The following is an 18,867-nucleotide window of genomic DNA, read 5'->3' as shown; positions in this document are numbered from 1 at the left end:
CACTCCTTTGGTCTGCGTTCAGGTGCCGGGTCTGGCCCGGCACCGCCGTTTCTCATTCCGCCGCCTGAAGCGTCAGGTCGGCCACCGGGGCGAAGCTCTCGGGCTTGGCCGCGCCTTCGGCCCAGGGGTCCTTGCGATAGACGGTCTGGCTCAGTTCGAAGGCCTCGTTGAGCCGCTTGCGCTCCGCGATGTTGTCCACGACCTGGCTTTTGACCCAGTCGAGGCCGACCTTGGCGACCCATTTGTACGGGCGGTCGAGGTACTTCGCGTTCTCGCGGTAGAGCTGCATGAAGGCGGTCACGAGTTCGATGGCTTCCTCCTCCGTCGCCACATCCGCCAGACGCTCGGTTTCCTTGACGTCCATACCCGCAGCCCCGGCAACGCCGATCTGGTAGCCGCTATCGACGCAGATCACGCCGATGTCCTTGCAGGTGGCTTCGGCGCAGTTGCGCGGGCAGCCGGAGACGGCGAGCTTGACCTTGTGCGGCGTCCAGCTGCCCCAGAGCTTCTTCTCGAGCTTGATGCCCAGACCGGACGAATCCTGCGTGCCGAAGCGGCAATGCTCCTTGCCGACGCAGGTCTTCACCGTTCTGAGACCCTTGGAATAGGCATGGCCGGAGACGAGGCCCGCGGCGTTGAGGTCCGCCCAGATATGCGGCAGGTCCTCGCCCTTGACCCCCAGAAGGTCGATCCTTTGACCACCCGTCACGTGCACCGTCGGAACCTTGTACTTCTCGGCGGCATCCGCGATGGCGCGAAGCTCCGCAGGCGTCGTCATGCCGCCCCACATGCGCGGGACCACGGAGAAGGTACCGTCCTTCTGGATGTTGGCGTGCTTGCGCTCATTGACGAAACGTGACTGCGGGTCGTCCTGATACTCGATCGGCCAGTCGGCGAGCAGGTAGTAGTTCACCGCCGGGCGGCAGACGTGACAGCCGTTCACGGTCTTCCAGCCGAGTTCCTGCCAGACGGCGGGTTGGCTCTTGAGTTCCTTGGTCTTGATGAGCAGGCGCACGTCCTCGTGAGTGAGATCGCAGCAGGCACAGATCGGCTGCGCTGCGGGGGCGGCGTAGGCGTCGCCCAAGGTCACTTCGAGAAGCTGCTCGACGAGGCCGGTGCAGGTGCCGCAGGAGGCGGAGGCCTTGGTCTTCGCCCTCAGGGACGGGATGTCAGTCGCGCCGCCGTTGATCGCCTGAACGATGGTTCCCTTGCAAACGCCGTTGCAGCCGCAGATTTCCGAATCATCCGGCAAGGCTGCAACGGCTGAGAGAGGGTCCGCTGCGGCACCTCCCTGGTAGGACGGGCCGAAGATCAGCGTCTCGCGCATCTCCGAGATGTCGGAGCCGTCCTTGATAAGGCCGAAGAACCAGTTGCCATCGGCGGTATCGCCGTAGAGCACCGCGCCGATCAGCCTGTCGTTCTCGATCACGAGGCGCTTGTACAAACCGCGTGCCGGATCGCGGAAGACGATGTCCTCGCGGCCTTCGCCTTCGGCAAAGTCGCCTGCGGAGAAGAGGTCGCAGCCGGTGACCTTGAGCTTGGTCGAAAGCTCCTTCGGCGTGAAGGCGGCCTCCTCGCCGGTCAGCGTCTTCGCCACGACCTTGGCCTGATCGTAGAGCGGCGCCACGAGGCCGAAGACCGCGCCGTTGTGCTCGATGCATTCGCCGACGGAGAGCACGTCCGCGTCGGACGTCACCATGGCGTCATCGACCTGGATGCCGCGCCCGACCGCGAGACCGGCGTCCTTCGCAAGGGCCGTGTTCGGACGGATGCCGACGGCCATGACGAGGAGGTCACAGGGCAGTTCGGTGCCGTTCTCCAGCTCCAGCGCGCGGACCTTGCCATCCTCTCCGAGGATCTGCTTGGAATTGGTGGAAACCAGCACGTTGATGCCCCGGCTGACCAGTTCCTTGCGCAGGAGATACCCCGCCGCTTCATCAAGCTGGCGCTCCATCAGGTGGCCCATCAGGTGCACCACTGTCACGTCCATGCCGCGCAGGCGCAGGCCCGCCGCCGCTTCGAGACCGAGGAGACCGCCGCCGATCACGACAGCCTTCGCGCCGGGCCTGGCCGCCACGTCGATCATGCGGTTCGTGTCTTCGAGGTCGCGGTAGGCGATGACGCCGTCGAGGTCATGGCCGGGCATCGGGATGATGAAGGGCATGGAGCCGGTGGCGATGAGCAGCTTGTCGTAGGCCACGTCGCCCTTCTCGCCCTTCACGAGTTTCGCCGCGCGGTCGATGCCGATGACCTTCTCGCCAAAGCGGCAGGTCACGCCGTGCGCCTCGTACCAGGCGTCGTCATGGATGACGATCTCGGCATAGGACTTCTCGCCCGACAGCACCGGGGAGAGCATGATGCGGTTGTAGTTGCCGCGCGGCTCGGCGTTGAAGAGGGTGACCTCCCACTGTCCCGGCTCGGCTTCGAAGAGGTGTTCGAGCGCGCGGCCCGAGGCCATCCCTGCGCCGACAACCACCAGTTTCTTCTTGCTCATGGTTTGTGTCCTCTCAAGTATTCTAGTTGTACCAGGCGACGATGTGCGCCAGCGCGCCATCCTCGTAGATCGGCAGGCCGACGAAGCTGGTGTAGCCTGCGGGCAGGCTGGCGTTGCCGCGCATCACCACGGGCAGGCCGCTGCCGAGCACCTGGCCCAGAATGCCCTTCCACGGCTTCGCCCTCGGCGATTCCTCGCGGGTGCCGTTGCCGTCATCGCGCCAGAGCGCGCCTTCGCGGGCACAGATGCCGTCCGTCAGCATCGCGCCGCCGTCCTTGCCGACGGTCTCGGGGCGGGCGTCCCAGATCTCGAAGCGCCGCGCGATGGGCGTGCCGAGGGCGGAGAGCAGCGTCAGGATGTAAGGCTTCTCGCCCGGCGTCATGACCGGCAAGCCGAGGCCCGTGGTCAGCCCCGCCTTGCCCGCCGCGGAGGCGCGGATGAACTTGTAGCCCGACCCGAGGTCGCGCATCAGGATCGGCGCATTCGCCGCCCAGACGCCGCCAGGAAGCCCCTGCCCTTTCGGGAAATGCGTGTGCTGGGAGACGAATTCGAACTCCTCCGCCGCGCCGTAGTAGCCTTCGGCCAGCATCAGGTTGCCGCCGGTGTCCTCGCTCCAGACCTCGATGGCGCCGACGCGCTGCGCATCATCGCCGCAGAGCACGACCAGCACCGCGAGCAGCGCGTCCCCGTTGAACACCGGGATGGCGACGGCGGAGGTCAGCCCCGCCTCCTTCGCCGCCTCGATGCGCTTGAAGTAGGAGCCGTCGAAGCTCTTGAGCACCACCGGCCGCGCCTCGTGCCAGGCCTTGCCCGGAAGGCCCATGCCCTTGGTGAAGAAGGTCTGCCGCGAGGCTTCCTCGAAGGCGGAAAGCCCGTTGTAGTCACCGCCCGCGAGGGTCAGCACATCGCCCTTCGGCACCCAGACTTCGGAGACCTGGATGAAGGTGTCCACTTCGGTTTTCGGTTGTCCGTCCATCTTGCACTTCTCCTGTCTTGGCGTCTGTTTCGCCTTCGGATCTCAGGACCGGCGCAGCTATTCGGCCGCGATGGCCTTCGGGGCGGGCTTGGATTTGGGCGTCGCGCCGGAGGCGTGCTTGGACGTGCTGCCGTGCTCGTATTCCTCGAGGAAATCGAGAACCTGCTGGCGGTAGCGGTAGTAGTCGGGGTGCTCGAGCAGCGCCTTGCGGGTGCGCGGGCGCGGCAGGTCGACGTCGACGATGCGGCCGATGGTGGCCTGCGGGCCGTTGGTCATCATCACGACGCGGTCCGCGAGCAGGATCGCCTCGTCCACGTCATGCGTCACGCAGATCGCCGTGACCTTGGTCCGGGACCAGACTTCCATGAGCACTTCCTGAAGCTCCCAGCGCGTCAGGCTGTCGAGCATGCCGAAGGGCTCGTCGAGCAGCAGCAGCTTGGGCGAGAGGGCGAAGGCGCGGGCGATGCCGACGCGCTGCTTCATGCCGTTGGACATGTCCGCCGTCGAACGGTCCATGGCATCCCCGAGACCGACGCGCTCGAGGTAGTATTCCACCACGTCCTGCCGCTCGGCCTGAGACGCCTTGGGATAGACCTTGTCGACGCCGATGGCGCAATTCTCCCGCGCCGTCAGCCACGGGAAGAGGTTCGGCGACTGGAAGACCACGGCCCGCTCCGGGTCCGCGCCCAGGACGCCGCGCCCGTCGAGGTTGATGACGCCCTTGGAGACCTCGTTCAGCCCCGCCGCCATGGTCAGAACCGTGGACTTGCCACAGCCGGAGTGACCGATGAGGGAGATGAACTCGCCCTTGTCCATCTTGAGGTTGAAGTCCTCGACGACGGTGAGCGGGCCTTTCGGGGTCGGGTAGATCTTGTGAAGCTGGGAGAATTCGAGGAAGCGGTCGGTCCGGGTCGAGCCCGATGCTTCCTTGATCGCCGCCGGGACCGAGTGGATCGGCGTGATCGACGGCAGGATGCGGGAGCCCTCGACGCGGCCCTCGATGCCGACGTCCATCAGGTAATTCGTCACCTGCATCCGCAGCTTCTTGAAGGTCTCGTCGGAGTTCATCTCCATGCGGTCGCGCGGACGCGGGATCGTCACGGTGAACTCCTGCCCGAGCGTGCCGTCCGGGTTCAGCGCGATGATGCGGTCCGCGAGGATGATGGCCTCGTCCACATCGTTGGTGATGAGGACGCAGGTCTTCTTGTCCTGCTCCCAGATGTGCTCGATCTCGTCGGCAAGATTGGCGCGGGTGAGCGCGTCGAGCGCGGAGAGCGGCTCGTCCAGCAGCAGGCATTCGGGCGACATGGCAAGCGCCCGGGCGACGTTCACCCGCTGGCGCATGCCGCCCGAGAGCTCCGCCGGACGGCGGCTGGCGGCGTGGCTGAGGCCCACCATCTTGACGTATTTCGCCACGGTCTCGGCCTTCTCGGCCTTCGGCATGGAGGGGAAGACGCTGTCGAGGGCGAGCTTCACGTTTCCTTCGACCGTCAGCCAGGGCATCAGCGAGTAGTTCTGGAAGATCACACCGCGCTCCGGGCCGGGGCCTTCGATCGGCTTGCCCTTGAACGTCACCGAGCCGGAAGTCGGCTTCTCGAGACCGGCCATCAGATTGATCAGCGTCGTCTTGCCGGTGCCGGAGAAGCCCAGGAGCACGAGGAACTCGCCCTCCTGCACATCGAGGTTGATCCCCTTCAGGACTTCCGTGGCATGGGTGCCGGTGCCGAAGGACTTGGACACGTTATCGAACTTGAGGAAGCTCATGGGACTTCTCCTATCCGGGCAATCAGCGCTGGTTCGTGAAGGTGAAGAGCGACTGGAGGGCGTACATCACGCGGTCCAGAAGGAAGCCGATGATGCCGATGGTGAAGACCGCGACCATGATCTTGGCCAGCGACGAGGAGGAGCCGTTCTGGAACTCGTCCCAGACGAACTTGCCGAGGCCGGGGTTCTGGGCGAGCATCTCGGCGGCGATCAGCACCATCCAGCCCACACCGAGCGACAGACGCAGGCCGGTGAAGATCAGCGGCAGGGCGGAGGGCAGGACAAGTTTGGTGATCTTCGTCCAGGTGTTCATCTTGAGCACCTTGGAGACGTTCACCAGATCCTTGTCGATGGAAGCGACGCCAAGGGCGGTGTTGATGAGCGTCGGCCAGAGCGAGCAGAGCGTGACGGTGATGGCCGAGATCAGGAAGGACTTGGAGAAGAAGCCGTCGTTGGTGGCGTAGACCGCCGAGACGATCATCGTCACGATCGGCAGCCAGGCCAGCGGCGAGACCGGCTTGAATATCTGCACCAGCGGGTTGATGGCGGCGTTGGCCGCGGGCGAGAGACCGGCGGCGATGCCGAGCGGCACGGCGACGGCGGTGGCGATCAGGAAGCCGAAGAAGACGGTTTTGATCGAAGTCCAGATCTGCTGGTAGTAGGACGGCGCGCCGGTGTAGGCGACGACCTTCACCTCATCGGCGCGGCCCGCGTCGATGAGCTTCTGGTTGCGGGCCTCGACCATCTGCTCGAACTTCGCCTGCTTGGTGGCCTTCGCCAGAGCGTCGTTGTGCAGGTTCACCGTCTCTTCCCAGACCTGCGCCGGGCCGGGCACCGCGCCTAGCGAGGTCTGCACCCTGGGCGCCATGGTGCCCCAGAGCATCAGGAAGGCCAGGATCGCGAGGACCGGCACGATCAGCAGCCGCCAGATTTCCTTCATCTGCGCGCGAGGGTTGTCCCCGGCGGCGGCCCTCAGGATCGGCGTGACCCAGGCGAGGCCCAGCACGCCGAACCATTTGTCGGCGGCGTTGATGCGGGTGAAGAGCCGGGCGCGCCGGGCTTCCCGGTCGGCATCGGCGGTGAAGTTCGGATCGACGGTGGTCATCTGGCTCGGGTCCTTCGTGCAACGCGGCCCCACCCCGGCCCTCCCCACGGGGGAGGGAGCACGGTCGGACAGGCCTTGGCTTTACGGTCTTGCGGGGTGCGGCGTTCGAGGCCCGCGGGGAAAGCCCTCCCCGGGAGGGGAGGGTTTGGGTGGGGCTGAGGCGCCCCTGTGGTAGGCGGGGTCCTCAGACCCCGGGGCTCCGCCCGTTCGGCACCCGGACCTTCCACCGGAAGGTCCACCGCCTTTCAGGCGGTGCGGTGCTGGCCGGGGCTCCGCCCGTTCGGACCTTGGACCTTCCACTGGAAGGTCCATCGTCCTGCGGACGAACCGGTCCTCACCCCTTAACCTCCGTACCTTCGACGATCTGCGCGCCTTTCAGGCCGATCGGCAGGCTTTCGAGGTAGGCGTTGGGGGCCTTGCCGTCGTAGGGGATCCCGTCGATGATATCGCTCGCCGGGGTTGCTTCCTTGTAACCATCGCTATCCCAGGGGAAGTCCGCCTCATTGGCAAGGCCCTCGTCCACCAGAAGGCGGGCCGCTTCGAGGTAAATGTCCGGACGGTACACTTTTTTGGCAGTTTCGTCGTACCATGCATCATCTTTGGCCTCGGCGATCTGCCCCCAGCGGCGCATCTGGGTCAGGTACCAGACCGCGTCGGAGTAATAGGGATAGGTCGCGTTGTAGCGGAAGAAGACGTTGAAGTCGGGAACCTCGCGCGTGTCGCCCTTCTCGTATTCGAAGGTTCCGGTCATGGAGTTGGCGATGACTTCCGCGTCGGCGCCGACATACTCGGGCTTGGAGAGAATGTTCACCGCTTCCATGCGGTTGGCGTTGTCGTTCTCGTCGAGCCAGATGGCGGCGCGGATCAGCGCCTTCACAACCGCCTTGGTGGTGTTCGGATACTGCTCGGCGAATTCCGCCGTGATGCCGAAGACCTTCTCGGGGTTGTTCTTCCAAAGCTCGTAGTCGGTGATGACCGGCACGCCGATGCCCTTGAACACCGCCTGCTGGTTCCACGGCTCACCCACGCAGTAGCCATAGATGGTCCCGGCTTCCAGCGTCGCCGGCATCTGCGGCGGCGGGGTCACGGAGAGGAAGACATCCGCGCCGATCTGGCCCGTCACGTTGTCCGGCGAGTAGTAGCCCGGGTGCAGGCCACCGGCGGCCAGCCAGTAGCGCAACTCGTAGTTGTGGGTCGAGACCGGGAAGACCATGCCCATGTTGAACGGCTTGCCCTCGGCCTTGTACTGCGCCACCACCGGCGCCAGCGCTTCTGCGCTGATCGGGTGCTGCGGGCGGCCATCGTCCATCTTCGGGATGTTCGGCAGCATCGCCTCCCAGACCTCGTTCGACACGGTGATGCCGTTGCCGTTCAGGTCCATCGAGAAGGGGGTGATGATATGCGCTTCGGTGCCGAAGCCGATGGTCGCCGCGAGCGGCTGGCCTGCGAGCATGTGGGCCCCGTCGAGCTGGCCGCCGATGACGCCGTCAAGGAGGACCTTCCAGTTCGCCTGCGCCTCCAGCGTCACGAAGAGACCTTCGTCGAGGAAGTATCCCTGCTCGTAGGCCACGGCCAGCGGCGCCATGTCGGTCAGCTTGATGAAGCCGAATTTCAACTCGTCTTTTTCAAGCTCCAGCATCTCGGCCAGCGCCGGGCTGACAAGCGCCGTAGTCGCGGCAAGGCTCAGGAGAAGTCGCTTCATGAGGGAAGTCCCTTTCGTGGGTCGATTGGTCCGGGTGAGCCGGAGTGGAAAAACAAAAAAGCCGCCGACACGCACCGTCCGGGAGGAGAAGGACGGCGGGTCGAGCGGCTTTGCTCTGGGATCCCTGTCTTAGGGAGAATTCGGATCGGGTCGCGTCGTTGCGTCCGATGCAATCGTTATGCCCTGCCCGGGCGGGCGGCGGCAAAATAATTCTTCCCAGATGCAGATTTTTTGCGGCAATGCAGCATGATCCCTGCTGCGACTGCATATTAATGAGGCGTCAATCGCCCTGCGGCTCAAAAATGCGCCCGTCGAAGAACGAGTCCTTCTGGAGAATCAGACCGCCGCCCGACGAGGAAACCGGCGTCGGCGCGGACAGGGAGCCTTCGACCTTCGACGACGCACCGGGCAGGTCGGCGGCGGTCTCCTCGAGCGCCCGGCGATAGACATCGCTGCGGTACACACCGCGCGCCAGCCGGGCCGCCGCGTCCGGGTCCTTGCCGATCCGCGTCGCCAGCTGCCGCCCGATCCACTCCGCCTGGCTGCGCCACGGAAAGCCCGCCGCCCCGGCGTGGAAGTCGACGAAGCCCGGCACCTCCCGATCTTCGCCCCGCGCCGAAATCACCAGCCGGCCGGAGAGCGATCGTTCCAGCAGGTCCGGTGCCAGGTCGAGGTAGTGTTTGCGGGCCAGCATCTCCGTGGCAAGCATCCGCGATGCCGGGTCGGCGAGCCAGCGCCCGGCCCGCCAGACCGCGCGGATCAGCCGGTCCGTGAGCGAGGTCTCGGTCTGCGCCCAGTCGGCCCGCACCGCAAGCACCTTCTCCGGCGCGAAGTTCCAGATTGCATTGCCGGGCAGCAGCAGCGCCCCGACGTTGTTCTCTACCGTCTTCGTCCCCCAGGGTTCACCGACGCAAAAGGCGTCGATCTCGCCTTCCGCAATGGCCTCGGCCATCAGGGGCGGCGGCACGGTGCGCACCGCGACGCCATCCGGCACCGCGTAGCCCAGCGCGGCAAGCCAGTAGAACACCAATTCCGCGTGCATGGAGAAGGGGAACGGCACGCCGATCCGCAGCTTGCCCTGCGCCACGCCGATCAGCGCGCGCCCTGCCTTTTCGGCGTCGGCGAAGTCGAAGTCATGCCCGGCCGCACGGAGTTTCTCCTCCAGCGCCCGGCTGACGCCAATGACGTTGCCGTTGACCGACAGCACCGACACCGCCGACAACGGTGCCCCTGCGCCGCCAAAACCGAGCGCTGTCGCGATGGGAACAGGCGAAAGCATGTGGGCCGCGTCGACCTGCCCGAAACTCAACATGTCGCGCAGGCTTGACCAGCTCGGAGCCCGGCGCAGGTCGAGCGCGATGCCCTCTTCCTCAGCAAAGCCCATCTCCTGCGCCACGATCAGCGGCGCGGCATCCGTCAGGGGCATGAAGCCGACAGAAAGCAGGGTTTCCTTCATCCCAGCAACCCCGCCGCCGTCACCAGCGCCTGCGCCACCTCGGCGACGCGTTTGCCCTGGTCCATCGCCGCCTTGCGCAGGATGGCATAGGCCTCGTCCTCACCGACACCCCGCGCCTTCATGATCATGCCCTTGGCACGGTCGATGACCTTGCGCTCCTCCAGCGCCCGCTTGGTCTCGTCGAGTTCCTTGCGCATGCGCTGGAACATCCGAAAGCGGGCGATGGCAGCATCGAGGATCGGCTTGACTCGATCCGGGCGCAACCCGTCCACGACATAGGCCGACACACCGGCCTCGATGGCGGCGGTCGAGAGGCCCACGTCCGAGCGGTCCACGAACATCGCCACGGGCCGTTCCATCGGCCCGGAGGCCAGCGCCAGCCCTTCGAGCATGTCCCGCGAGGGGTTCTCTATGTCGATCAGGACAACATCCGGCTGAACCTCGCGGATGCGACGGGCCAACGCCGTGGGTTCGGCAATGATGCGGATCTCGAAATCGCCGGCGGCCTTGAGGCTGTCGACGATCTGGGTCGCACGGTCCGGGTCCGCTTCGACCACGATTATGGAAAGACTGTCGCTCACAGCCCAAGGGATGCTGCACTTGCAGCATCAAGGCAATCGGAAACGATCCGGATCGAGGCAAGCTGCGCCACTTCGCCTCTTTTTCGGGCACTCCGGGAACGCACGCGCACCGGGTGCCCCCGGATCAGCCGCGCAGGGCGTCGGGCATATCCGCGACCCGCCCGCCGTTTCCAAGGTCGATGGCCGCCTGCCAGACGGTCTGCGCACGGCGCCGGGCCGTCTCCCGGGCAGAGAGGCTTTCGCCGCTCAGCAGCCGCACGTCCCGATCCCAGGCCGCCCCGGGCAAGTCGCGCCATTCGACATCGAGATGCTTCACCGCATGGTCGAACAGGTGCCTCAGCGCCCGCGCGGGAAGCGTGGCGGCCAGCGCGACGTCCGGCCGCCACTCGGCCTCTTCCGGCACCAGTGGTGCGCGCAGGGCCTTCAGCGCCAAAGCCAGTTCCCGCGCCTGATAGCTGATCTGGGCAATCAGGTGGCGGCGGCCGATCCCCGGCAAGAGCGACGCCTCGTCAAGCGCCGCGTCGCTCAGCATGGTCAGACGCCGCGCGAAATACGCCGTACCGCGCCTGGCGAGCAGCAGGTCGTCATGCGGGGCGGTGTCCGCGTCGTACCGCGCCCCCGCGCCCTGCCGCGCCCGGAGCGCCGCACGGGCGGCGTCCTCGCTCATCCCGCAACCTGCGTGCGCATGAAGTTCAGCCGCTCCATGATCGGCGCGTCGGAGAACCGGAACAGGTCGAACTGCGTTTCGGCCTGCAGCGACCACGACACCCAGCTGGGCACCACGAAGATGTCGCCCTTGTCCAGCTTGCGCGTCTCGCCGCCGAGCACCACCGCGCCCGTGCCTTCGAAGACCTGGAACACCGAGGAGCCGACTTCCTGCCGCGCCGCCGTCTCGGTCCCGGCCCGCAGACGGTGGAACTCGCAGCGGATCGTCGGCATGACGTCGCCGCCAGTGGTCGGGTTGGTGTAACGGATGGCGGCGTGGCCGAGCGCCACCGTCGCGGGGTTTCCCTCGTCCTCAAGCAGAAGCTGCTGCGTCAGCGCGTTGTCCGTATGCTCCCAGCGATAGGCGCCGATGGGCGAGGACACGGTGTCCTGCAACTGGCTCAGAGGCCGCAAACCGGGATGACACCAGAGCCGCTCACCCTGGGAATAATTCGGCGTGGCGTTGTCGGTCACCCGCTCCGCCCCGAACTCGAAGAAGCCAACGTCCATCTGCTGCGAGAAGGGAATGTCCAGACCGTCGATCCAGGCCATCGGCTCCGTCGCCACATTGTGGTGGCCGTGGAAGTTCCAGCCCGGCGTCAGCAGAAGATCGCCCCGCGACATGCGCACCGGATCGCCGTTCACCACGGTCCAGACCCCCTCTCCCTCGACAACGAAACGGAAGGCGTTCTGCGAATGGCGGTGCTCCGGGGCGTTCTCGCCGGGGCAAAGGTACTGGATCGCGCACCACAGCGTCGGCGTGATGTACGCCCGCCCGCCAAGGCCGGGGTTGGCCAGACCGATCGCCCGCCGCTCCCCGCCGCGCCCCACCGGCACCAGATCGCCTGAGCGCTCCGCGAGCGGCAGCAGGTCCGCCCATTTCCAGACATAGGGAACGGCCTTCGGCTTCGGATGCACCGGCATCAGGTCGCCGGTCTGCGTCCAGAGCGGGTTCAGGTGATTGTCCTCGAACCCCTTGTAGAGCGCCCGCAGCTCCGGCGTGTCCTCGGGTTGCATCGCGTTGTCCATGTCATCCTCCCCGGATTGCGGTTCAGGCTTTCGGCCCGATGGTTGTGGTGCAGGTGCCCAGCCCTTCGATGCTGACGACGCAGACATCGCCCGGCTGCAACGGCCCGACGCCCGCCGGCGTGCCGGTCATGATGAGGTCGCCCGCCTTCAACTCCATCGAGTGCGACAGGATGGAGATCATCTCGGGCACGGACCAGATCAGCTCGCTCAGGTCCGCATCCTGCTTCACCTCCCCGTTCACCGTCAACGTGATCGCGCCTGTCGACGGGTGTCCCACCTTCGAGACCGGATGCACGGGCGCAATCGGCGCGGAGCGGTCGAAGCCTTTGCCAAGGTCCCAGGGCCGCCCCTGCTCGCGCGCCTTCAATTGCAGGTCACGCCGCGTCAGGTCATTGCCGACCGCATAACCCCAGACATGATCAAGCGCTTGTTCCTCAGGGATGTTCACGCCACCCGTGCCGATCACCGCCACCAGTTCCGCCTCGTAGTGGAAATTTTCCGTCTGCGGCGGATAGGGGATCGTTGCGCCATCCATCACCACCGCATCAGCGGGCTTCAGGAAGAAGAACGGCGGATCGCGGTCCGGGTCCTTGCCCATTTCCCGCGCATGGGCGGCATAGTTGCGCCCGATGCAGAAAATCCGCCGCACCGGAATGCGGTCTTCACTGTCCGCCACCGCCACGGTCGGCATCGGCTGTGCGTCAAAGACAAGGGCCATTTCAGTCGTCCTTACGTCCGGCAGGCGCGCGACCTGCTGTTTCTTCTTGGTTCAAATACCCCAAATCGACGGGTCAGCCTTCGATCCCGTTCGATCCGTAGAGCCAGTTCAGCTGGGTGTACCAATCCTGCGGGCTCATGCCCTTCATCACGCTGTTGCGCACCGCCGCCTTCGCGTCGTCCGGGTGATAGATGTACTCGCCGATCAGGCGCGAGTTCATCTGCACCCGCGCGGTCCGCACCCGGCGCATGTCCTGGTAACGCTGGAGCAGGGTTTCGTCGTCATCGGAAGAGTCCGCGCAATGGGCCAGCGCCACCGCGTCCTCCATCGCCATGCAGGCCCCTTGCGCGAAGTATTGCAGCATCGGATGCGCCGCATCCCCGAGCAGCGCCACGCGCCCGTCGACCCAGTTCGAGATCGGATCGCGGTCGCAGAGCACCCAGAGCTTCCAGTTGTCGCCGTGCTCGATGATCTGCCGCGCCTTGGGGTGGATGTGTTCGAAGCCCTGCGCGACCTCTTCCTTGCTGACGGGCCGTCCCGCAATCGCCTCCTGCACATCGCGGTGGTAAGTCACCACAAGGTTGTACACCTTCCCGCCTTTCAGCGGATAGTGCACGATATGGCACTTCGGCCCGGCCCAGAGCGTCGCCGCGTTCCAGCGCAGGTCCTCGGGCATCTGTTCGGTCGGGATCACCGAGCGATAGGTGGTGTGGCCGGAGATGCGCGGCTCGCCGTCGCCCACCAACTGCGCCCGGATCGGCGAACGCAGCCCTTCCGCCCCGATCAGGAACCGCCCCTTGATCGGCTCGCGGTCCTTGAGCAGCAGCGTCGCGCTGGTGCCGTCCTGCTCATAGCCCGTCACCACGTGGTTGGTGCGGATGTCGATGAGCGGGCTCGCCTCGGCGTATTTGAGCAGCACGCCATGCAGGTCCGCCCGGTGCACCACCGCATAGGGGTTGCCATAGAAGTCCCGGAACGGCTGGTCCAGCGGGATATGGGTGATGTCCTCCGCGGTCTGCGCATCCATGAGGCGCAGCGCGTCGATGTAGACCGCGACCGCGCGCGCCTCGTCACCCACACCGAGATAGTCGAAGCAGTGGAAAGCGTTCGGCCCGATCTGGATGCCCGCGCCGATCTCGCCCAGCTGCGGCGCCTGCTCGACGACGATGGATCTCAAACCCTTGCGGGCGAGGCCGCAGGCGGCCGCAAGGCCGCCGATACCGCCACCGGCGATGATTACGGGAAGGTCGGACATGACGGTCTCCTGTTCAGGGCGCGGGCCAGGGGCGGCGCATGATGTCGGACCTTGCCGTGCGAAAGGGGCCGCTGTTTTCGGCGAAACAAGAGCACCCCGGACCCGTATCGACCGCCAACCGGCTGTTCCGACACGCGCCCCGAAGCTCCTCCCAAAGCGTTCCGGTTCAGTCGCAATTTGATATGTATACGTACCAATAACCGGGACTGGCCCGGTCCGTCAATCGAAAAGATTAGTATTCACATCAATTTTCCGGAGCCAGTGGCTCGCGTCTTTTCGTTGTTGCCCAAGGCATCCGCCCGGCGCGTCACCCCGCCCCGTTTCTCTGCTGTTGCCTTCCAACCGCTTTCGGCGTAGCAAGCGCGCAAGGTGCCGGGCACCTGCCGCCTGCGGACCTCGGTCACGGTGAAGCCCGGATGACAGACGACATCTCACCCTCGAAGCATTTCGCAGGTGGGCAATGCAGGCACCCTCCCGATCCGAAATGCCTCTTTGGAGGATTGAACGATGTCTGTCGGACCTGTCCCGGACTCACCCCGCACCCCTCGTTTTCTGACCCGCCCCATCGGGCCGCTGTTCGTCTCCACCGTCCTGCCCATGGCCGTCGTCCTGTCCATGGGCGGCCTGATGACCGCCATCGACGGCATCTTCGTCGGTCGGCTCGTCGGGGCTGAGGCGCTGGCGGCGGTCAGTCTCGCCTTTCCCGTCGTCATGCTTCTGACCGCGCTCAGCGTGCTGGTCGGTGGCGGCATGGCCAGCCTGCTTGCACGAAGGCTCGGCGCCGGGCAGCGGCAGGCGGCGGGCGCCAGCTTCGCCGGGGCACATGGGCTGGCGCTGGCCATCAGCCTTGCGCTGATCGTCGCTGCCCTGTTCGCCGGTCCCGCCGTGCTGGCAGTCCTGTCCGCCGGAAATGACGCGGTGACCGGGCTGGCGGAGGAATACCTGCTGGTCCTGATCCTCGGCACGCCGGCGCAGTTCGCCCTCGGTCTGCACGCCGACGCCCTGCGCAGCGAGGGCCGCGCCGGTCTTGTCGCCGGACTGTCCGTCCTCGTGAACCTGCTCAACATCGGCGCAAATTACATCGCCATCGTGCCGCTCGGCCTCGGTGTGGCAGGCTCCGCGCTCGGCACGGTCGCGGCGCAAACACTCGGCCTCGCGCTGCTGATTGGCGTCCGCGCCCGGGACGGCGACCTGCTGCCCCTGAGCGCACTCCGGCAGGCAAGCTGGCTGAAAGGCTGGCCGCAGATGCTCGCCCTCGGCCTGCCGCTGTGCCTGAGTTTTGTCGGCATGGCGCTGGTGGCGAGCACCGTTCTGCTGCTCCTCGGCACCGCAACGGAGCAGGCCAGCCTTGTCGCCGCCTATGGTGTGGTGACGCGTATCCTCGGACTGGCTTTCCTGCCGCAGATGGCGATTGCCCTGACGACCCAGAGCATCACCGGCATCAACGCCGGGGCAGACCGGATGGACCGGGCGCAGGCCGCGCTGCGTCTGGCCATCGGAACGGCCTTCGGATGGTGCATCCTGGTGGCGTTGGCGGGACAATTCGCCGGCGCGGCCTTCGGTGCGCTGTTCTCGGACGATCCGGCCATCGTCACCGCCGTCGCCGCAATCCTGCGCCCGATGACGGCGCTGTACTGGCTCTCCGGGCCGATCCTCGTTCTGGCGCTCTATTTCCAGGCGATGGGCCACCCCCTTCGCACCGCACTCCTGACGCTGGTCAAGCCCTGGCTGCTGACCCCGGTCCTGCTCGTGCTGATGACCCTGACCGGAGGAAAGGACGGCCTCTGGTTCGCCTTTCCCGTGGCGGATGGCATCATGCTGGTGATCGCCCTCGCGATGCTGCGCCGGATCGCTGACATTGCGCCCGTAGTCGCGACACGTACAGAGGAAGCAACATGACGACCCTCACCATCGACGCCGCGAAAGCGCAGGCCAAGGCGCTGCGGCAGGCCTTGCAGGCCGCGGGCACGCCTGTCAGCCATGCGCAGGCCCTCGAACTCGTGGCCCGGCAACACGGTGCGCGGGACTGGAACACGTTGTCGGCGCGGCTCGACCGGCAGACGGATACACCCGGTCTTGCCCTCGGGGATCGGGTCACCGGGCGTTACCTCGGGCAGGCCTATAGCGGCAAGATCGTGGGTCTCTCCGGACCGGCGGGTCACAGGCAGGTGGAGATCGCCCTCGATCAACCGGTTGATACCGTCCGTTTCGAGAGTTTCTCGAACCTGCGCCGCCGCATCCGGGGCACGGTGAATGCGGACGGGCGCAGCCAGCGCCGCACCTCCGACGGAGAGCCGCAACTGACGGTGGCGAAAGCGCCGGCCTGAAACGTTTCCGGTCAAACCTGAGGCACGCATACCCTACCATACTTTGTATTTCCGGGAGATGCGTGCCGCTCGATGGTTCAGGTCAAACCAGAAACGCTGCAGGTCACAGCATCGCAAGAACGTCGCGCGCCACGGCCTCGCCGGACAGGCGCGCGCCACCGGCTGTCTGCATCAGCGATCCCGCCAACGCCTCGCCCGCGAACCAGATCCGCTCGCCCACCGGCTCGGCCAGGGTCGCCCGCGCTCCCGAGCGGCCGGGGCGAGCGGAGGCATAGGCCCCGCGCGTCCGCCGTTCCCCACCCCAGTTGGTCATCAGGCTGCGTCCGACCCGCTTGCGCACGTCCGAGCCGAAGATGTCCTCGAGCCGGTCCGTCACGAAATCCACCGCCGCTTCCTGTCCTGCCGCCTCGATCTCCCAGGCGAAATCCCCGCCGACAAAGCCGACCATCAGCGGCAGATCGAAGGGGAAGCACAGGAAATAGAGATCATGCTGCGCGTGGCGCTCGATCAGCAGATCGTCGAAGGGGGAAAGGCCGAACCTGTCGCCCTGGATTTCCACGGGGATCTTGGTCAACAGGCCCATGGGCAGGTCAAACGCCGCTTCGACATGCGCGGGCGGCAGGGCGGGGGTGAAGCGGATGTCCTCGAGGGCCAGAACGCCGGTCGAGACGGTGACGATTGCCGCCCTGCCCCGCACCGTGCCGCGCGTCGTCTCCACCGAAACGCCCGGGCCGGACCAGTCGATCCGCGTCACCGCGGTGTTCAGCGCAACAGGCACATCGCCGCCCCAGGCCGCGATCAGCGCACCGAAGCCCTCGCGGGTGAAGTAATCCGGATAGAGATCCGCCGCCGCCGCGAAATCCGCGGCCGATATCTCGTCCGCGTCCTTGCCGAAGTCCATCGGTCCGGCGTAGGTCGCGCTTGCCCGCATCGCGCCGCCCTGCGCCAGCAAAGAAGAAAGCCGGTCATCCGGGGTCCGTGCCGCCAGGGCGTCATGCATCTGCACATCCGCGCCGGACACCTCCGCAAGCTCCTCCGCGCTGGCCTTGCGACTGCCGAAATAGAGGTGGTCGAGCCCCATGTCGTGATGTTTGAGCGTCCAGCCGAGCCGCTCCGCATCCGCCATGAACGGGTTGCGGTCGCCCGCATGCAGCCAGGCACAGCCGATGTCGAACGGCACGCCGAAATCCGTGCTCCGGGTCCAGGCCCGCCCGCCGATCCGGTCCATTGCCTCCAGAACCTGCACGCTGCGCCCCGCCGCCCGCAGCACCCTGGCCGCCGCCAGCCCCGCCGCCCCGGCCCCGACGATCACCACGTCCGTATCCGCCATGCTTGCACCCTCCCGCTTGCAGGGCCAGCATGGCAAGACGCAGGCTGCAGCACAACGATTCCAGCATGGAGCGCAGGCAGGCACGCATCGGCCTGTGCGGGAAATTGCGCCTCCCGCCTTCCGTGGAAGGCTCGCCCCGCAGACCGAGGAAAGACCGCGATGCTCGACTTCTTCCGCGATCCAACCATGGCTACCGCCGCCTTCGCGGTGGCGCTTTTCGCCGGGTTCAGCGGCCTGTCCCTGCTGCGCGGCGCGTCCGGTCTGATTGTGATCCGGCGCAAGCTGCTGGTGGCCGTTTCCGCGCTGCGCTGTTCTGCCAAGACTCGCTGACCACGCAGCGTCGGCGATGATCGCGGTGCTCATGGCCGGGCTGGCACGCATTGCCCAGCTTCTCTATTGCCCTCGGTCTCGCGGCAGACGCGGCCAAAGATGTGTTCGAACGCCGTTCTGTGCCGCTTGCGATTGGAGAACTGGATAGCGCTATCCGTCAGCATCGCGTGGATGGTGCAAGGCATTGCCGCGATGAGAGTGTGCAGGATCTGGGCGGCGACCATCTTGCCCGCCCTTTCATGCAGGTCGACACAGTCGACCCGGGAGGGGCAGTCGATGGCCACGAACAGGCGGATTTTGCCCTACCCGTAAACATCTCGGCCCTGCCGACATGGAAAAACCCGAAGGGATAGCGCCTGAACGCTCCGCCGTACAAACGGTGCACTGGGGCATTTGCCTTTCCGGCTGCAATCTTCGGCTTGTCGCCCTCGACGTCTGGTTGGCGGCTGATGCCATGGCGCTGCAGGCATCCGTGCAGAGACAACCGTGTCAGACGCCGGTGCGTTGGCGGCAAAGCGCGGAGGTCGACCGCTTCGTGGTCAGAGGCACGCCGGAGCGGTTCATGACGATGAAGGAAATCGTCTTTGCTTCCGGCAATCAGCCTGTTCCGGGGGGGCGTCGAGACTTGGGTCGGTCAACAACCATGACCCGCCGAACATGACCGAGCCCTTCGGCGCCTGTATCTGCGTGACGGAGATCGACGTGGATACCGGGGAGCATTTTCTTCGCCTTTGTCAAGGGATTGGCCGGTGCCGACGTTGACCTCTGCCACACCCGGTTGATACCGGTGACCACCGCCTTGCGCGTCCATGAAACGCAGCGGGCAGCCGGTCGGCTGAGCTTCATGGCGGAGGGGGATACGTCGGCGGCACCGACATCGGCGCGTCGCTGACGGAGTTCACAGACGAAGCTGCGACCAAGGCACTCTGCGATCCGTGGCGTTCACCTGGTCAGATGGCATTCGCACCGGAACACCGGAGAACCTGGCCTCGGCCCGCGCGATTTCGAGGTTGTCGCCAGTCAGAGGACGCAGGAGGTTGCGGGCCGGGGCCGGTCAGGAAACACGCCGCGCAGCCTGCATTCCTTGTCGTCGCG

Annotated in this window: 17 protein-coding genes; 4 read left to right on the top strand and 13 right to left on the bottom strand. The window is 66.2% G+C overall.

The genetic code is table 11. The annotated features are described in order from the left end of the window. Positions 1–52: 52 nt before the first annotated feature. From nirB to ACP159_RS05840, 11 genes are all read right to left on the bottom strand, one after another. Positions 53–2,494, bottom strand: coding sequence for a nitrite reductase large subunit NirB (gene nirB / locus ACP159_RS05890; protein ID WP_425098726.1), 2,442 nt, complete (start codon positions 2,492–2,494; stop codon positions 53–55). Positions 2,495–2,516: 22 nt separating this feature from the next. Next, positions 2,517–3,470: a GAF domain-containing protein gene (locus ACP159_RS05885; protein WP_425098725.1), complete on the bottom strand. Its 954-nt coding sequence runs from the start codon at positions 3,468–3,470 to the stop codon at positions 2,517–2,519. Between the two features lie 57 nt (positions 3,471–3,527). Next, the gene (locus ACP159_RS05880; protein WP_425098724.1) at positions 3,528–5,234 is read right to left on the bottom strand and encodes an ABC transporter ATP-binding protein; all 1,707 of its coding nucleotides are present in this window, start codon (positions 5,232–5,234) and stop codon (positions 3,528–3,530) included. A 22-nt stretch (positions 5,235–5,256) separates the two neighbouring features. Continuing rightward, positions 5,257–6,339 carry an ABC transporter permease gene (locus ACP159_RS05875; protein WP_425098723.1) on the bottom strand — a complete coding sequence of 361 codons (1,083 nt, stop codon included), beginning with the start codon at positions 6,337–6,339 and terminating at the stop codon, positions 5,257–5,259. A 334-nt stretch (positions 6,340–6,673) separates the two neighbouring features. Continuing rightward, the gene (locus ACP159_RS05870; protein ID WP_425098722.1) at positions 6,674–8,041 is read right to left on the bottom strand and encodes a CmpA/NrtA family ABC transporter substrate-binding protein; all 1,368 of its coding nucleotides are present in this window, start codon (positions 8,039–8,041) and stop codon (positions 6,674–6,676) included. Positions 8,042–8,321: 280 nt separating this feature from the next. Further along, positions 8,322–9,497, bottom strand: a complete 1,176-nt coding sequence (locus tag ACP159_RS05865; protein ID WP_425098721.1) for a CmpA/NrtA family ABC transporter substrate-binding protein — start codon at positions 9,495–9,497, stop codon at positions 8,322–8,324. Beyond that, positions 9,494–10,078 carry an ANTAR domain-containing response regulator gene (locus tag ACP159_RS05860; protein ID WP_425098720.1) on the bottom strand — a complete coding sequence of 195 codons (585 nt, stop codon included), beginning with the start codon at positions 10,076–10,078 and terminating at the stop codon, positions 9,494–9,496. Before ACP159_RS05860 ends, ACP159_RS05865 begins: the two co-directional genes overlap by 4 nt. 124 nt (positions 10,079–10,202) lie before the next feature. Further along, positions 10,203–10,745 carry a maleylpyruvate isomerase N-terminal domain-containing protein gene (locus ACP159_RS05855; RefSeq protein ID WP_425098719.1) on the bottom strand — a complete coding sequence of 181 codons (543 nt, stop codon included), beginning with the start codon at positions 10,743–10,745 and terminating at the stop codon, positions 10,203–10,205. After that, the gene (locus ACP159_RS05850; RefSeq protein WP_425098718.1) at positions 10,742–11,812 is read right to left on the bottom strand and encodes a cupin domain-containing protein; all 1,071 of its coding nucleotides are present in this window, start codon (positions 11,810–11,812) and stop codon (positions 10,742–10,744) included. The genes ACP159_RS05855 and ACP159_RS05850 overlap by 4 nt, the downstream gene beginning before the upstream one ends. Before the next feature lie 22 nt (positions 11,813–11,834). Beyond that, positions 11,835–12,530 carry a fumarylacetoacetate hydrolase family protein gene (locus ACP159_RS05845; RefSeq protein WP_425098717.1) on the bottom strand — a complete coding sequence of 232 codons (696 nt, stop codon included), beginning with the start codon at positions 12,528–12,530 and terminating at the stop codon, positions 11,835–11,837. A 73-nt stretch (positions 12,531–12,603) separates the two neighbouring features. Then, positions 12,604–13,785: a 3-hydroxybenzoate 6-monooxygenase gene (locus tag ACP159_RS05840; protein WP_425098716.1), complete on the bottom strand. Its 1,182-nt coding sequence runs from the start codon at positions 13,783–13,785 to the stop codon at positions 12,604–12,606. Between the two features lie 507 nt (positions 13,786–14,292). Between ACP159_RS05840 and ACP159_RS05835 the strand changes: the two genes are divergently transcribed. Together ACP159_RS05835 and ACP159_RS05830 are read left to right on the top strand one after the other, a co-directional pair. Further along, positions 14,293–15,684 (top strand): MATE family efflux transporter, encoded by a 1,392-nt coding sequence (locus ACP159_RS05835; protein WP_425098715.1) that lies wholly within the window; start codon positions 14,293–14,295, stop codon positions 15,682–15,684. Continuing rightward, positions 15,681–16,112: a glyoxalase superfamily protein gene (locus ACP159_RS05830; protein WP_425098714.1), complete on the top strand. Its 432-nt coding sequence runs from the start codon at positions 15,681–15,683 to the stop codon at positions 16,110–16,112. Before ACP159_RS05835 ends, ACP159_RS05830 begins: the two co-directional genes overlap by 4 nt. Before the next feature lie 103 nt (positions 16,113–16,215). Here ACP159_RS05830 and ACP159_RS05825 read toward each other — a convergent pair whose 3' ends face one another. After that, entirely contained in the window at positions 16,216–17,442 is a 1,227-nt protein-coding gene (locus ACP159_RS05825) for a flavin monoamine oxidase family protein (RefSeq protein WP_425098713.1), read from the bottom strand. 159 nt (positions 17,443–17,601) lie between these two features. Here ACP159_RS05825 and ACP159_RS05820 point away from each other — a divergent pair, with 159 nt between their 5' ends. Then, complete coding sequence (locus tag ACP159_RS05820) at positions 17,602–17,772, top strand: hypothetical protein (protein WP_425098712.1); 171 nt, start codon at positions 17,602–17,604, stop codon at positions 17,770–17,772. Positions 17,773–17,801: 29 nt separating this feature from the next. Here the strand turns inward: ACP159_RS05820 and ACP159_RS05815 are convergent, their stop codons facing one another. Next, complete coding sequence (locus ACP159_RS05815; protein WP_425098711.1) at positions 17,802–18,056, bottom strand: hypothetical protein; 255 nt, start codon at positions 18,054–18,056, stop codon at positions 17,802–17,804. A gap of 47 nt (positions 18,057–18,103) precedes the next feature. On the opposite strand from ACP159_RS05815, the gene ACP159_RS05810 reads away from it, so the two are divergent. Beyond that, the gene (locus ACP159_RS05810; RefSeq protein ID WP_425098710.1) at positions 18,104–18,433 is read left to right on the top strand and encodes a hypothetical protein; all 330 of its coding nucleotides are present in this window, start codon (positions 18,104–18,106) and stop codon (positions 18,431–18,433) included. Positions 18,434–18,867 lie beyond the last annotated feature (434 nt).

This window comes from Tropicibacter sp. S64 (genome assembly GCF_049803835.1).
In the GTDB taxonomy this organism is placed as follows: domain Bacteria; phylum Pseudomonadota; class Alphaproteobacteria; order Rhodobacterales; family Rhodobacteraceae; genus Pacificoceanicola.
The sequence above is the reverse complement of the archived record's forward strand: the minus strand, read 5'-3'. Positions and strand labels throughout refer to the sequence as shown.

What these genes read in the sequence shown, in the direction of transcription:
- ACP159_RS05870 (WP_425098722.1), bottom strand. Translation starts at nt 8,041, where the DNA reads ATGAAGCGACTTCTCCTGAGCCTTGCCGCGACTACGGCGCTTGTCAGC.
- nirB (WP_425098726.1), bottom strand. Translation starts at nt 2,494, where the DNA reads ATGAGCAAGAAGAAACTGGTGGTTGTCGGCGCAGGGATGGCCTCGGGC.
- ACP159_RS05830 (WP_425098714.1), top strand. Translation starts at nt 15,681, where the DNA reads ATGACGACCCTCACCATCGACGCCGCGAAAGCGCAGGCCAAGGCGCTG.
- ACP159_RS05810 (WP_425098710.1), top strand. Translation starts at nt 18,104, where the DNA reads ATGGAAAAACCCGAAGGGATAGCGCCTGAACGCTCCGCCGTACAAACG.
- ACP159_RS05855 (WP_425098719.1), bottom strand. Translation starts at nt 10,745, where the DNA reads ATGAGCGAGGACGCCGCCCGTGCGGCGCTCCGGGCGCGGCAGGGCGCG.
- ACP159_RS05850 (WP_425098718.1), bottom strand. Translation starts at nt 11,812, where the DNA reads ATGGACAACGCGATGCAACCCGAGGACACGCCGGAGCTGCGGGCGCTC.
- ACP159_RS05825 (WP_425098713.1), bottom strand. Translation starts at nt 17,442, where the DNA reads ATGGCGGATACGGACGTGGTGATCGTCGGGGCCGGGGCGGCGGGGCTG.
- ACP159_RS05885 (WP_425098725.1), bottom strand. Translation starts at nt 3,470, where the DNA reads ATGGACGGACAACCGAAAACCGAAGTGGACACCTTCATCCAGGTCTCC.
- ACP159_RS05875 (WP_425098723.1), bottom strand. Translation starts at nt 6,339, where the DNA reads ATGACCACCGTCGATCCGAACTTCACCGCCGATGCCGACCGGGAAGCC.
- ACP159_RS05840 (WP_425098716.1), bottom strand. Translation starts at nt 13,785, where the DNA reads ATGTCCGACCTTCCCGTAATCATCGCCGGTGGCGGTATCGGCGGCCTT.
- ACP159_RS05845 (WP_425098717.1), bottom strand. Translation starts at nt 12,530, where the DNA reads ATGGCCCTTGTCTTTGACGCACAGCCGATGCCGACCGTGGCGGTGGCG.
- ACP159_RS05880 (WP_425098724.1), bottom strand. Translation starts at nt 5,234, where the DNA reads ATGAGCTTCCTCAAGTTCGATAACGTGTCCAAGTCCTTCGGCACCGGC.
- ACP159_RS05865 (WP_425098721.1), bottom strand. Translation starts at nt 9,497, where the DNA reads ATGAAGGAAACCCTGCTTTCTGTCGGCTTCATGCCCCTGACGGATGCC.
- ACP159_RS05835 (WP_425098715.1), top strand. Translation starts at nt 14,293, where the DNA reads ATGTCTGTCGGACCTGTCCCGGACTCACCCCGCACCCCTCGTTTTCTG.
- ACP159_RS05820 (WP_425098712.1), top strand. Translation starts at nt 17,602, where the DNA reads ATGCTCGACTTCTTCCGCGATCCAACCATGGCTACCGCCGCCTTCGCG.